The sequence below is a fragment of the Chitinophaga oryzae genome (assembly GCF_012516375.2).
Taxonomy (GTDB): Bacteria; Bacteroidota; Bacteroidia; order Chitinophagales; family Chitinophagaceae; genus Chitinophaga; species Chitinophaga oryzae.
In genome coordinates, this window is record NZ_CP051204.2 from 7308616 (window position 1) to 7322194 (window position 13579).

The window sequence follows — 13579 nt, forward strand, 5'->3', positions numbered from 1 at the left end:
TGATCCACGAAATCAAAAAATCGTAAATCAAAAAATCCCTAAATAACAGCGGTATCAAAGATCTCCGCTGTCACCAGTTCCGCGATGCGGTTGGAAATACCGGCTTCATTGTCGTACCAGGCCACTACTTTGACCAGGTTGCCGATGACTTTCGTCATGCTGCCGTCTACAATGGAAGAGTGGGTATTCCCCACGATATCCGCAGATACAAAAGGTTCTTCTGTGTATTCGAGGACACCTTTCAGGTCCGTTGCCGCATGGTGTTTCAGCAGGGCGTTGATTTCCGCCGCCGTAGCCGGTTGCTTCAGCACCAGTGACAATTCCGCGATAGAGCCGTCAATTACCGGTACCCGGTAAGAAACGCCGTCCAGCTTACCTTTCAGCGCCGGCAACACATCGCCGATCGCTTTGGCCGCACCGGTGGTGGTGGGAATAATAGACTGTGTGGCTGCACGGGCCCTTCTGAAATCTTTATGCGGACCGTCCTGCAGCATCTGGTCCATAGTGAAAGCATGTACCGTGGTCATAAAACCGGATTCAATACCAAATGCCTTGTCCAGCAAAAACAACGGAGGGGCGATACTGTTAGTGGTGCAGGAAGCGGTAGACAGTATTTCATCTGTCGGCTCGATAATATCTTCATTTACACCGGCTACGATGGTTTTCACGCCACCGGAGGCAGGTGCTGTGATCAGTACGCGGCGGGCGCCTGCGCGGATATGTGCCTGCGCCTGGTCTTTGCTGGTAAATCTCCCGGTGGATTCTATCACCATATCTACCCCCAGTTGCCCCCAGGGCAGGTTAGCAGGGTCTTTTTCGCTGGTAAGCAGGATCTCTTTTCCGTTAACGATCAGTTGTTGGCTGGTATGGGAAACCGTGCCGGGAAACTTTCCGTGGGCGGTGTCATATTTGAAAAGGTGAGCGAGGATGTCTGCGCCCATCAGGTCATTGATGGCTACTACCTCCACATTGTCTTTATGCTGTAAAGCTCTGAGGGTCATTCTTCCGATACGGCCGAATCCGTTGATAGCTATTTTCATCGCTTGAATAATTTTGGTTACAGTACAAAAGTACTCCAACCGTCATCTGTCTCAAATGACGAAAAATATACAATTTCTGCCAACTCAAGCGTGCAGGGAGGTGCGGAAATTGCGGCGGTAGTCGCTCGGGGAAACGGAGATATGGCGGAGGAAGACGCGGCGCATGGAGACCATCCCGCCGAGGCCGCATTTTTCGGCGATCTGTTCTATACTGAGGTCGCTTTCTTCGAGATACTTGCGGGCGGTTTCCACCCGTAGCTTTTCCACAAATTTGGCGGGAGTGAGGCCAGACTCACGGAGGAAAACGCGGGCGAAGTTACGGGGGCTCATATTGGCCTGTGCGGCCAGGCGCTCCACGCTCAGGTCCTGATGCAGCTCTTGTGTCATCCAGGGCCGCAATTTACCGGCGAGCGTATTGGCCAGCCGGTGGTGGTCCAGCAGCTCTCCGAACTGCGTTTGGTACCCTGGCCTTTTCAGGTAGATGACCATCCTTTTGGCGACCTGGGCTGCCAGGTCCCGGCCATAATCTTCTTCCAGCAGGGCAAAAGCCAGGTCGATACCGGAAGCCAGGCCACCGGACGTATATACGTTCCCGTCACGTGTATAAAACGGGTTGGTGTCCAGCTGTACCTCAGGATGCCGGTCCTGGAAATCCTGCGTGTATTGCCAGTGGGTAGTGGCGCGGCGACCACGCAGTATCCCTGCCCGCGCCAGCGCGTAAGCGCCGATACAGACGGAGCCTATACGGCGCAGGCGGGGATATACTTTATTCAGCCATTCGTAAAAATGGTGCAGGTTGTATTGCAGAAATTCTGTGCCCAGCCCGGCAATCAGCAGCGTATCGATAGGGCGGTCCAGTTCTTCGATCGTTACCGGGCATACCAGCTCCACGCCGCTCTGCGTTTTCAGGTGATGATCTTCTACTGCCGAAGCCAGCAGTATCTCATAACCATCCCCCGGTTGCTGCGCGTCGTTGCGGAGTATTTTATTGGCCTGCGAGAAAACATCGCAGGGCCCCGCAATGTCCAGCAGGGCGGTACCCTCCATTGCTACGATAACAACCAGTTTTTTGGACACGGACATCTGATATTTTTCCAAAAGTACACAGAAAAAACGGCTATGCCTGCACTACCCGTTTTAACAGCTGCTGCGCTGTTTTTTTCACGGTACTGCTGCCCTGCCATGCAGTCAGCAGCTGTATAACAGCAGTATTGCTGATACTGCTGTTGTTGATCGCCAGCACTTCGCCATACACTTCCAGCAGCTTTTTAAGGTCTTTTACCGGTGTTTCGGTAAACACGGCAAGACAGGCTGTCAGCAGTGTTTCCAACGCCTCGTTCTGCTGCCGGCTGATTTGCGTTTGCGTAGCTACCAGGTCGGTAAAGCGTTTCATCGGCGCCCAGCCCACCCGCTGCTGCAGACCAATGGTCTGTCCCAGCTTCTCACTGCTGATACGGTCAGGAATACGGCTGCTCCAGTATTCGGCGGCATATCCTTTGACTGTTTTATCGGCATGCAACATACTCAGCGCAATGCAGAGGTACATCATTTCTGAAGGCGGTATGTCCAGGCTGTGCAGGGTTTTCAGCGTGTTTAACACGATGCCTGTTTCATTCACCTCGTAATATCCCGAAGAACGCTGACAGGATCTCATGACCCGCGCCAGCAACACATCCGGATGATTGGGCGTAAGCAGCAGCAGCCTGGCTACATCCGTAATGGAAACGGAGAAATACTCACCCACTCCGTTCAGGTATTCCTGCAATAACGGCAACTTCCCTTTCAGGATTTCCCCTTCAGGGAAAGTGATATCCATCACCAGCTCTTCTGACATATACCGGTCGTAATCCCTTTTCTCGGCGTTATACTTGCCATATGCCAAATACGGCTTGCCGCCTGTCTTCCATTCAAAGTCTCCGTTCAGCAGCGCTATCGGCAAGCGGTTATACGAAAACCCGGCAAAAGCGTCATAGATCGTCCGGGGCGCTTTGGTAAGCCCCGCCTGCATCCAGGCGTCTTCCATGGTGAAGGGGCCCTGCGGCATGGCAGCGGTGTCCAGCAGGAAAGTCAGTAACTGCCGATATTCGCCGGCAGGCCATTGCGCCACCAATGCCAGGGCAGCGGCAGTATCCTGCAGCGCACAACGTGCTATCGCTATCTGCAGGTCCAGCCCGTCCGGTGATACGCCGGCCGACTGGTACAAGCCCAATCGTTGTACCAGCACCTCCGGAGCTATCCACCCCGGTTCATGCGTGGGCGTTGAAAGCAGCGGCAACGGGTCTTTCTCACGGACCTTTTTCAGTGCCAGTATCAGTAGTCTCCGGTGTGGCGCATATACTGCGCTCTCCGTGCGGGACGTCTTCCAGTGCTCCAGCTCCGGCAACTCATGACGGCCACGCCACCAGTGCTGTGATTGTTTCACTTCATTCAGCCGGGCCGTATAGGCGGCATCGTTATCCGCCATCCATTTACCGTAATTCAGGAAGAAGACAGCCAGTGTCATATCCAGCAACCCCGTGTTACCGGATGGGCGTTTCAGTATGGTAGCCGCCCGTTGCAAAGCCGGTTCCAGCTGCAACAGTGTTTCGGTGGTGATGTTATCCTGCGCTGCCAACAGCATGGCCGGCAGCAGATCAAAATGCCAGGTGGCATTATTTTCAAATACCTGGCTGGCAAAAAATACCAGGTCCCCGGTAACAATCCGGTTATGTTCTCCGGTCAAAGGCAGCCGCTCTGTAACTTCCGGCGCTTCTGCTGGCACGTCTGCCTGTTCTTCTGCCAACAGGTCTTTGAATGTATTCCGGGTACTGGCGAGCATACTGCTGCTGTATTGTGAAAGTTGCTCCCGTAAGGCAGCATCATGCTTATCCGCCCACTGCATTATCAGTTTGGCGGCTTTCGCCTGCAGGTCCTCATCCTTTGAGAGGAAAGCGGCACACAGCTCCAGGGAAGCCCGCTGTTTAATCTCCGGACGCACTTTAACTGCTTTTTCCAGTATTTGCAGCGTGGTAGTAATAATGTTCTTTTTATCGGCGGCCATCACCTGCGGCAGATGATCAAGCAAAGCCTGATGGTTAAACTCCTTATTGCCGGCCAGGGCTTTCAGGTAACCCAGCGCAGTGCCCACTGCTTTGGACTGCGGCGAGTTCAGTGCCTGCAACAACAGGGGCTGCAGCTGCTCCAACTCTGCCTGGGATGGTTTCAGTAACGTTAGCATATCCACAAACCAGCCCACCTGCAGTTTATTGAAATTCCGGTTCACCGCCTTCAGGCATTCTTCCAGCACCCGCAGGCGATCGATGGTACCATCACCGGTATACTGCAGGATAAAACCTTTCCAGTTGGGTTCCGTATCTCCTGTTTTCTTACTGTTGGTCCAATTATCGCTGAAATGTATGTTTGACGGATATTCGAACAGGTACCAGAAATGTTCCGACAGGGTAGCCGGCGCTTCAAACAACCTGGCCGGTTCGTATAGCCGGTGCTTACCGTTGATCGCCATAGGGAGCCGGCTTACTACCATAGCAGGTGTCAGCGTGAGCGCTCCTCTCGCCTGGAGGTCCAGCAGCTGCCAGTAGTCCAGGTCTCCGGGCAATGCGTCCTTTTCCGCCATCTCCTGCATCCATTCATTGAACCAGCCGGGCATGTACCAGGAAATGATTTTCTCCGGCAAACGTTCCCGGAAAAGCGTAAAAGAAAAATTCGTGCGCTGGAAAGCGGCTTTATCATAACATACAAAAGTGGCGATCGTCAACATCTTCGCCTGCAGGACGGTCATACGCGACGTCATTGTGTTCGGGCGCGGAGACACAAATTCTGAGTAATATGTCACCAGTTTGGCCAGCCCTGGTGTAAGCGTTTTTCTTTCTTCGGGGGTTAATCGTTGCAGGAACGGCACAATGTCCTGTTCCCGTTCTGCGGTTAACAGCTGTTCCAGTTCTTCCAGATGAGTCATACAATCATTTTGGGTTAAGTGTCAGTTTATTTTTTTTCGTACAGCAAGAATATGTTTACACGGACCGCGTTCTCCCTGGTGTTTGGCAAACCACGTGCAGGTACAGCGGGCCAGATCGTCTTCTATCACCACGGTGTGGGTAACACCGCTGCCGGCAACCCGCGCTTCCGTTTTGTTTTCTTTTTGTGAAACGATGCCCACCTTGTCTTCTGCCAGCAGCTGCTCCGCATCTTTCATGCGCGGGTTCAGGCTCATGATCCTGTTGAGCTTAAAAGGCAGACGGCGGTAAAAGTAGACATTGTCGTCAAGGTCAAACCCGAGTAAACCCATCGCTGCGAGGCGGGCCGTCAGCTGGTCTATCTGTTCAAAGCCGGCTTGTTCCTCCACCGCCAGCAACGTGGCGTTGAACTCCTGGTTCACATGACCATATTTATCCATAGCGCTGATCAGCCGTTCAGGCACGTCTGCCACCAGCGCGTCCAGCGCGGCGCCTTCACCGGAAAAACCGCGCCAGGCTTCGCGCGACAGGCTAAGACTGAAGCGTACGTTACCAAAATACAGTTGCCATGTAGTGCTCTGCATGTCGGGATGCACAAACACCTGCAGCGCTTCTGCCAGTGGCAGCAGTGGCTCCAGTAAACGCAGCCGGTGTATACCGCCCACACAAACGGCATTCGCTGTTTTCACCGGCGAAAAAGCGGGCCTGTTGCCCCGCACGGCCAGGTAATAATCTGCCTTCACGGTACCCGCCGGGATGCCCTGAAACAGCTGCCGCAGCTGCACTTTATTCAACGTATGCACTTTCTCCGATGCCGCCAGGAACAGCTGCACCGTCGTCAGGCCTTTGATCCATTTCACCGGCAAAGGCACCTTCTTCTCTGTAATACGCTCCTCCGGCTGGCTTTGTACGCTGATCGCTGTGGCATTCACTGTCAGCTGCATGGTATCACTTCTCCCCACAGCATGCAGCGCATTGATCATCGGCTGATTAAAATCCACGTTCACCGTGCCGTTGGCAGGGAAAGTACCACGATGGCCGCCCGGCAGCACATCCACCCGCGCATACACGCCGGCACATTGCGAAAAGCCTTCAAAACGCAATTTCTCCGCACCTGCCGTCACAATCGGGTCTTTCATCAGGCCGGCCTGCGCCGGTGACAAGGTAAATGACGACCGCACCACATTGGATAAAGCGATCAGGCAACGGGCGGTGATATAAGGTTGTTCCAGGCTGCCTTCGAAGAAAGCCGGACCGGACGATTTTTCTAATTCACTGTAACCCGCCAGCAGCAGGCGGGATTCGCCCCCTGCAATAAAGGCCGATGGCGCCGGGTAACTGTAACTGATAGTGTTGCTTTCGGGTATCATGTCAATGGAAAAAAGGAACATTCATTTATACCGGCATTCAGGATACAGGTATTGTAAGTATCTGAACAAAAATAACCATAAGGATTAGTATTCCTAAAATAGAAAAAACTAATTTCGGGAATACATTATCCATGCCATCCCTGAATAATGAAAAACGACTATGAAAATTGCTGCCTATTCGGATAAACCAGTATCCTTTTTTAATACGATCTGTCTCCTGCTGGCCGTCCTGTCACTCACCCTTGGCATGGCCGTGTTTTACCTGATCGATTTTGCACCGGCCTTCTACCTCGAACTGTTTGTGGGAGTGCTGTTTTTTTGCCTGCCGTTCCTGCATCGCCGCATCGGCGTGGATAACGTTATCCTGATATTTTTTATAGTGCTCGACGCGGCACTGGTATTCTACGGTATCGTGCTGGGGCCTGTATCAGAAATACACCTGCTCGCCGCTTTCCTGATGGGCGCCTCCGACCTGCTGATAACCAGCCGGAAACTGCGGAACCTTTTCTGGGCTTATGTGGGATTAATGGTAGTATTGCTCGAGGTCAACTATTCCTATCATCTGGTTACCCCCATCGCCTTCAGCAAAAGCAGTATGCTGGCCATCCGGCTGATAGTAGTGCTTACCGGCACCGCGTTGAATGGCATCATGCTTTATTTCTATATCAAACAGGTACGTACCATGATGGCGGAACAGAAAAAGGCATCCGAAGCCAAAACCAGGTACCTGCGGGAAACCAACCATGAAATCAGGACACCGCTGACATCGATCATGGGTATCGCGGAAGGGCTCAACGAAAATGTAGCAAAACTGGAAAAGGCGGTACATCCGGCAGACAAAGCGCTGGTAGCCGCTATCCGTAAAGAAACAGAGCATTTGCAGGTGGCGTCGCTGCTCATCAGGGAAATTATCAACAATCAACTCGACCTTGCCAAGATAGAAGAACATCAGTTCAACGAAGTGAAAAATGAAAGCTTCAGCTTACGGGAATGCATGAACGAATGTATCCTGATGCTGCGCCCCATTGCATCATCGCGGAAAATCAACGTCGTGCTCAACTACGACGCACAACTGCCGGAATACATTCTTTCCGACAGCACCATCCTCAGCAAAATCATCAACAACCTGGCGTCCAACGCACTGAAATACGCCGTCAAAAATTCCGTTGTGCGGTTCAACGTGTTAAAGGCCGGCGATCATATCCACCTGGAAACACACAATGTGAGTTCGCTGGACCCGGAGCAGCTGCATGACATCTTTCTTCCTTTCGTGTCGCACGCCGGCAAGGAGCATATGGTGGAAAGCACAGGCCTTGGGTTATCCATCACCAAACAACTGGTAGAGAAAATCAACGGTACCATCACCGCCACCAATTCAAGCGGTACGACCAGCTTCCTGCTGGTCCTTCCGCTGAAAGCAGGCTTTAAAATACAGGAGAACGTTCACCCTGAACCGGTGGACGAAATATACCAGGATTATATTATCCTCGTGCTGGAAGATGATAAACTCAACCAGGCCTCTTTCCGCGCAGCCATTAAAAGCATGGGCGCCACGCCCTACTTTGCGGAAAACGGCGTAGAAGCGCTGGAACTGCTGAAGATGATCACCCCCGACCTGATCATCACCGACGGTAAAATGCCCGTCATGGATGGCAAAAATTTCCTGCTGGCGCTGCGGGCCACCGACGATGCCACCCGCCACATTCCCGCGATCGTTTCCTCCGGAGAAACATTTCTGCAGGAGCAGGAAGAGTTTATGGCCGCCGGCGCTACTGACTTCCTGCTAAAACCTTTTACAAGAAGAGAACTGGTGGACATCATCCGAAAACATCTGCCCAGCATAAAGCTGACGAAACCAATTCCATAATTATTCCGCTTTCAGACTGTGCATCGGGTTGGCCAGCGCTGCACGGATAGTCTGATAGCTGATAGTGCAGATAGTAATGAGCAGCGCAGCTCCTGCCGCCACCATAAACACACCCGGACCGATATGGATACGATAGGCATACTTATCCAGCCAGTGCTGCAGGCTGTAAAAGGATACCGGCACCGCGATGCAACAACCAATAAACACCAGCGTGACAAAATCCTTCGATAACATCAGCCACAGTTGTACAATAGAGGCCCCCATTACTTTACGGATGGCGATCTCACGGGTCCGCTGTGCAGCCACATAAGCCGCCAGGCCAAACAAACCCAGGCACGAAATAAAAACGGCCAGCACCGCAAAAATAGCCGCCAGCTGACCAGACAAGGCCTCCAGCTTAAACTTCTTATTATAGCTGTCAGCCGCAAACGTATAGTCATAAGCGTAACCCGGGTTATATTTATTAAAAACCGGGGCGATCTTCGCCAGCGCCGTATGCATGTCCACTTTGTCTGTCAGCCGGTATAACAGGGTAATAGCATCATCATCACGATGAGCGAATACCGCCGGTTCCACAGGCTTGAACGGCGACTCCATCACAGCATCTTTTATCACGCCCGCGATAACAGCAGGCTCCCCTCCTCTCCAGCGGATATGCTGGCCGGCCACAGGCGCTGTAAGCCCCATACGCTTAACGGCCGCTTCATTGATGATCACATACCCTGAATCATTAGCCGGTAACGGATAAAAATCACGCCCTTCCTTGAGGTGCATACCCATCGCAGAGAAATAACCTGCCGATACCGCAATTTCTGACACCATCAGCGGCTGATTTTCCCGGCGCCCCTGCCACTCTTCCACCACCGTACGCGACCAGATGGAAGTGACCGGATTGGATGCCCTTACCACGCTTTCCACCACGCCGCTCTGCAGTAATTCCTGCCGCAACGCGTGATAGTTCCGTTTCATATCTTCACTGATATAAGTGTATAACAAACCGGAAGCGTTATATCCCGCCGGTCGTTTCTTTGCATATTGAATCTGCTGATAAATAATGATGGTACTAATGATCAAAGCTACAGAGGCCGCAAACTGCGCCACTACCATCACCTTGCGGGGCAGCACCGCCGATTTGCCCGCCTGTTGACCACCTTTCAGCACCTTCACCGGTTCAAAAGACGATAAATAAAAAGCAGGCCTGCTCCCTGCCATAACAGCCGTAACTACAATAAATAACAACAGTATGCCCCAGGCAGACAACTTATCGTAAGGAACGTGCAGGCTACCGTCGATCACCCTGTTAAAGAGCGGCAATGCCAATTGCAGCATACCAATGCTCAACACAGCGGCCAGTCCCGTCAGCATTAGCGACTCCAGCAAAAACTGCATCACCAGGTCACGCCGCCCCGAACCAATGGCCTTACGCACGCCCACTTCCCTGGCACGCTTTTCCGAACGCGCGGTCGACAGATTCACAAAATTGATACAGGCAATCAGTAACACCAATACGCCTATCAGCGTAAACATCTGCACATAGGTGATAAAACCGCCGCTCGCTTTTCCGTTCTCAAAATCGCTGTAAAGCCGCCACCTGTCCATCGGATGCAGGAAAATTTCCTCTTTCCTTTTGGCATCATAACGATGGATAATATCTTTTATCTGCGCCGACACTTTTTCGAAAGATACGCCCGGCTCCAGCGCTACAAAGGCCTGGGAAGAGTTATCGCCCCAGTCGTTACGCGCCGCCTGCAGCCAGGGCTGCGTCTGTATCAGGTAGGAATAAGGTATCAGGTATTTAAACTGCAGGGTGGAATTGGCGGGTACGTCCTGTACCACGCCCGTCACTTTCAGGTCATGTTGGTTATCGATACGAACAAGTTTATTTACCACATCTGTGGTCCCAAACAATGCCCTGGCCGTAGAAGCGCACAACACAATGGAATTGGGGCCCTGTAATGCGCTGCCGGCATCGCCCTCCAGCATCGAAAAGCGGAACATACGCAGGTAATCTTCACTTACACCGCTGCCGCGGAGATACAGCTTTTTATCACCTGCCACCAGCCCGTGATTGATAGACCAGTCCGTTACGGCCACATACCGGATACCGGGAATATCTTTCCGTAATACATCCGTCAGCGGAAGAGATACGGTACTGACCGTCCTGATACCCCCGTTGTTATCAGGGTTGTTTTTCATCACCTGGTACAACTGTTCATGACCCGGTAAAAACCGGTCATACGAATATTCGTTTGCTACCCACAGGATGATCAGCAAACCCACGGCCATACCGATACCCAGACCTACAATATTCAGCGCGCTGTACACTTTATTATTAACAACATTGCGCCAGGCGGTTTTCAGATAATTACGAAGCATGGGGAATATTTTTTGAAAGACACTCCAAGCGCGCTAATAAAATGCCATCGACTTAAACAACTAAAAATCAATAAATTAAGAAATTCTCTTTGTCCGGTTTTAACGCGGGGGTGTTCATTTGCGAACAATTTATTTTTCACGGCATGCCTGAAGGGATGTGCAAAAACAAAGAAGCCGCTCTCTGAGCGGCTTCTTTGTTTTTCCGTTGCCCAACCAGGATTCGAACCTAGACAAACAGAACCAAAATCTGTCGTACTACCATTATACTATTGGGCAATCACTAATGGGTCGCAAAAGTAAATTTTTTTTCATAAAAAACAACTATCACAAAAATTTTCTTGAAAAAAAGGCTGAACGGCCCTGCCGCTCAGCCTTTACGGGATGGTTGGTTTTTAACTTACTCTCCGTATATCTCTTTCAGTTTCTTGTCCAGCTCATCGCCTTCGCTGCCGTAACGCCCTATGATCACGCCTTCGGGGTTGATCAGGATTTTGGTAGGCAGTGAATGAATACCGTATTTCAATGAAATATCCTTCGGGTTGTTTTTTAACCTGGACATGTCCAGCCCTCTCCGCACATGCTTCCACGGCAGATCGTCTTTGGCTACTGCTGTCTTCCAGGCGTTCTCATTCCTGTCGTCGTCAGCGATGCCGATGATCTCCCAACCTTTCGGTTGGTAGCGGCTATACAGCGTTTTGAGGTGAGGATTGCCTTTCCTGCAAGGCACACACCAGCTGGCCCAGAAATCGAGCAGCACATACTTTCCTTTATAGTCATGCAGCGACAGGTCTTTACCGGCTATATCCTTTGCGGTAAAATCAGCGGCTGTTGACCCTGGTGAACCCTGGCGGAGCTGTTTGATTTCGTCTGCAATGTATTGGGCAAAGCTGGTCTTTTGGGTGGTGGCGCCGAGTTTGTCGTAATATCCCTGCAACGCTTCAAGGGAAAGATCTGCCACATGAAACCGCAACAGGTAGGCTGTCAGCACAGACGTCGGGTACTTCCGGAAATAGTGGTAGTCGGCCTGGTCGTTGCCTTCAAAGAATGGCGCCAGCCGCTCCCGGATGGCCGCTGCCGCTTCATGATCTTTCTCATTCCGCATGGAATCCAGTTTGGATTGATATTTCTGCTGGATGGACGCTTTCTCCTGCTGTAGCTCCAAAACGCCTTCATTGGCATTGTTACCGGTGACGATGCCGAGGCTCAGCTTGTCCCCTGCGGCGGTGAACTGCTGGGTACCGGGCATCAGCACAAACGTGGCGGGACTATCCTCCCTGTTTGCAGACCGCACATATGCCACTGCTGCTCCTGCGATCTCTCCTTTCAGGGTAAAGCTGCCGTTTTTGACTGTCAGCGAATCAAATTTCCTGTTATCGGCAACGTCTTCATACGATATATAGAGCTTACCGTCAGGCTGACCGGTAACTGTGCCGTTCAGCACAAATGGCTTTTTCTGCTGCGCATAAGCGAAGGCGGTAAGCGCAAGACAGCCGATGATAGTAGTGGTGATCTTTTTCATATAACGGATTAAAATGGATTTTGGGTGAGGTTAGGATTGACCGTAATCTCCGTTGCGGGAAGCGGGTAAATTACGCTGTTGTCGGTGGCGGCAATATTGACATGGCTTCCCGGCACAGTGCTGCCGGCGTAATCGCGGACCATCGGCAAACCGTTGCGCAGCAACGCTGCCCGGCGGCGGCCGTTCTCAAAGGCACACTCTATCCGTGCTTCGTCCAGCACTACCTGTAAAACACTTGCCCTGCCGTGAAGATCCGACAGCTGGTACAGCCCACTACCGGTAATGCCTGCACGCTTACGCAACAGGTTCACGTCATCCAGCGATGCCTGCGGATTGGTTTTAGCATTAGCTTCCGCCCGGACCAGGTACATATCTGTCAAACGGTACATCACCGGGGAACTCACCGCCGGATTGCCATTCTGCACAAACTTGTTGGTGAAATACCGGTCGCCGCCCGGGGTAGACAACTTCGTGTAAAACGCCAGCCGCACGTCGCCGGCTGTTTCCGTGAGTAAGCTCAGCAGAGGCGCCGAAACCGCCGCGTACTTCGTCTGGGTGTAGCTATAGCCCAGACCGTAAAATCCTTTACCCTGGCTGTCCAGGTTTTTAATGGTAAAGATGGTTTCTTTATCTGCCGCGCTGCTATGATCGGTACTGAAATAAGTAAGGTAGTTACTACCTGTCATCAGCGTGTATTGGTTACTGTTAATGACTTTATCCGCATAACTGATCGCTTTGGCAGCATCGCCCGCATTCAGATACAGATCAGCCAGCGCAGCCCAGCAAGCGGCTTTACCAGCGTAGGCATTGGATTTCGTTTCAGCAATCATACCGGCGGCCTTTTCATAGTCCGCCGCCGCAAGCGAGTACACTTCTTTTACAGTGTTCCTGGAAGGGCGCAAGGCAGCATCCGTGGAAAACACATACGGGATACCGGGATGAGCGCCCGCATTTTGTGCATACGGTTTACCGAAAACCTGTACCAGCTGCATGTGCAGCATAGCGCGGAGAAAAAGGGCCTCCCCCTTTAACTGCAGCATGTTGGGCGCAGCATCGTCCGCGATAGCATTGATCACCATATTAGCGTGGTAAATGGCTTTATAAGCGGCATTCCATGCACCTATGTCCAGCATGGAGGCTGTACGTTTAAACGAATAACACTCGATACCGGCAGTAGTAGCATTATTGCCGGCCTTCATGACCTCTGTATTATCTGTGCTTAACTCTACCAGGTTCATATAACGCGGCAGGTATTTGAAATCGTTTACCAACGAATACACGCCGTTCAATGCCGCTTTCAGGTTTTCATAACCGGTCAACGCTGTTCCGGCGTCCAGATCGGTCTTAGGCTTGAGGTCCAGTGCACTTTTGCAGGAACAGATCAGCATGAGTGCCGTAACACCAATGATGCTTAACCATTTTATATTCATAGCCGTTTGTTTTTACTGTGTTAG

8 protein-coding genes and 1 tRNA gene are annotated in these 13579 nt (G+C 51.8%); 1 reads left to right on the forward strand and 8 read right to left on the reverse strand.

Features of this window, described 5'->3' with window-relative positions; translation table 11 throughout:
• Window positions 1-38: 38 nt before the first annotated feature.
• The 4 genes from gap to HF324_RS28840 all read right to left on the reverse strand — a co-directional run bounded on the left by gap (window position 39) and on the right by HF324_RS28840 (window position 6363).
• Window positions 39-1040, reverse strand: a complete 1002-nt coding sequence (gene gap, locus HF324_RS28825) for a type I glyceraldehyde-3-phosphate dehydrogenase (protein WP_168806771.1) — start codon at window positions 1038-1040, stop codon at window positions 39-41.
• 84 nt (window positions 1041-1124) lie between these two features.
• Window positions 1125-2123 (reverse strand): GlxA family transcriptional regulator, encoded by a 999-nt coding sequence (locus HF324_RS28830; RefSeq protein WP_168806773.1) that lies wholly within the window; start codon window positions 2121-2123, stop codon window positions 1125-1127.
• A 34-nt stretch (window positions 2124-2157) separates the two neighbouring features.
• A complete protein-coding gene (locus HF324_RS28835) occupies window positions 2158-4995 on the reverse strand; it encodes a DUF6493 family protein (RefSeq protein ID WP_168861443.1) in 2838 nt (945 codons plus the stop codon).
• Between the two features lie 21 nt (window positions 4996-5016).
• On the reverse strand, window positions 5017-6363 hold the full coding sequence (locus HF324_RS28840; RefSeq protein ID WP_168861444.1) for an SWIM zinc finger family protein: 1347 nt from the start codon (window positions 6361-6363) through the stop codon (window positions 5017-5019).
• Between the two features lie 160 nt (window positions 6364-6523).
• Between HF324_RS28840 and HF324_RS28845 the strand changes: the two genes are divergently transcribed.
• Complete coding sequence (locus tag HF324_RS28845; protein ID WP_168861445.1) at window positions 6524-8230, forward strand: ATP-binding response regulator; 1707 nt, start codon at window positions 6524-6526, stop codon at window positions 8228-8230.
• On the opposite strand, the gene HF324_RS28850 is transcribed toward HF324_RS28845, so the two are convergent.
• The 4 genes from HF324_RS28850 to HF324_RS28865 all read right to left on the reverse strand — a co-directional run bounded on the left by HF324_RS28850 (window position 8231) and on the right by HF324_RS28865 (window position 13555).
• On the reverse strand, window positions 8231-10606 hold the full coding sequence (locus tag HF324_RS28850; RefSeq protein ID WP_168861446.1) for an ABC transporter permease: 2376 nt from the start codon (window positions 10604-10606) through the stop codon (window positions 8231-8233).
• A 205-nt stretch (window positions 10607-10811) separates the two neighbouring features.
• Window positions 10812-10882: transfer RNA gene (locus HF324_RS28855), tRNA-Gln, on the reverse strand.
• Window positions 10883-11003: 121 nt separating this feature from the next.
• Window positions 11004-12125: a TlpA disulfide reductase family protein gene (locus tag HF324_RS28860; protein ID WP_168861447.1), complete on the reverse strand. Its 1122-nt coding sequence runs from the start codon at window positions 12123-12125 to the stop codon at window positions 11004-11006.
• Between the two features lie 8 nt (window positions 12126-12133).
• On the reverse strand, window positions 12134-13555 hold the full coding sequence (locus HF324_RS28865; RefSeq protein ID WP_168806783.1) for a RagB/SusD family nutrient uptake outer membrane protein: 1422 nt from the start codon (window positions 13553-13555) through the stop codon (window positions 12134-12136).
• Window positions 13556-13579 lie beyond the last annotated feature (24 nt).

Excerpts from the sequence above, each read along its gene's own strand:
- gap (WP_168806771.1), bottom strand. The coding sequence starts at position 1,040 with ATGAAAATAGCTATCAACGGATTCGGCCGTATCGGAAGAATGACCCTC.
- HF324_RS28830 (WP_168806773.1), bottom strand. The coding sequence starts at position 2,123 with ATGTCCGTGTCCAAAAAACTGGTTGTTATCGTAGCAATGGAGGGTACC.
- HF324_RS28835 (WP_168861443.1), bottom strand. The coding sequence starts at position 4,995 with ATGACTCATCTGGAAGAACTGGAACAGCTGTTAACCGCAGAACGGGAA.
- HF324_RS28840 (WP_168861444.1), bottom strand. The coding sequence starts at position 6,363 with ATGATACCCGAAAGCAACACTATCAGTTACAGTTACCCGGCGCCATCG.
- HF324_RS28845 (WP_168861445.1), top strand. The coding sequence starts at position 6,524 with ATGAAAATTGCTGCCTATTCGGATAAACCAGTATCCTTTTTTAATACG.
- HF324_RS28850 (WP_168861446.1), bottom strand. The coding sequence starts at position 10,606 with ATGCTTCGTAATTATCTGAAAACCGCCTGGCGCAATGTTGTTAATAAT.
- HF324_RS28860 (WP_168861447.1), bottom strand. The coding sequence starts at position 12,125 with ATGAAAAAGATCACCACTACTATCATCGGCTGTCTTGCGCTTACCGCC.
- HF324_RS28865 (WP_168806783.1), bottom strand. The coding sequence starts at position 13,555 with ATGAATATAAAATGGTTAAGCATCATTGGTGTTACGGCACTCATGCTG.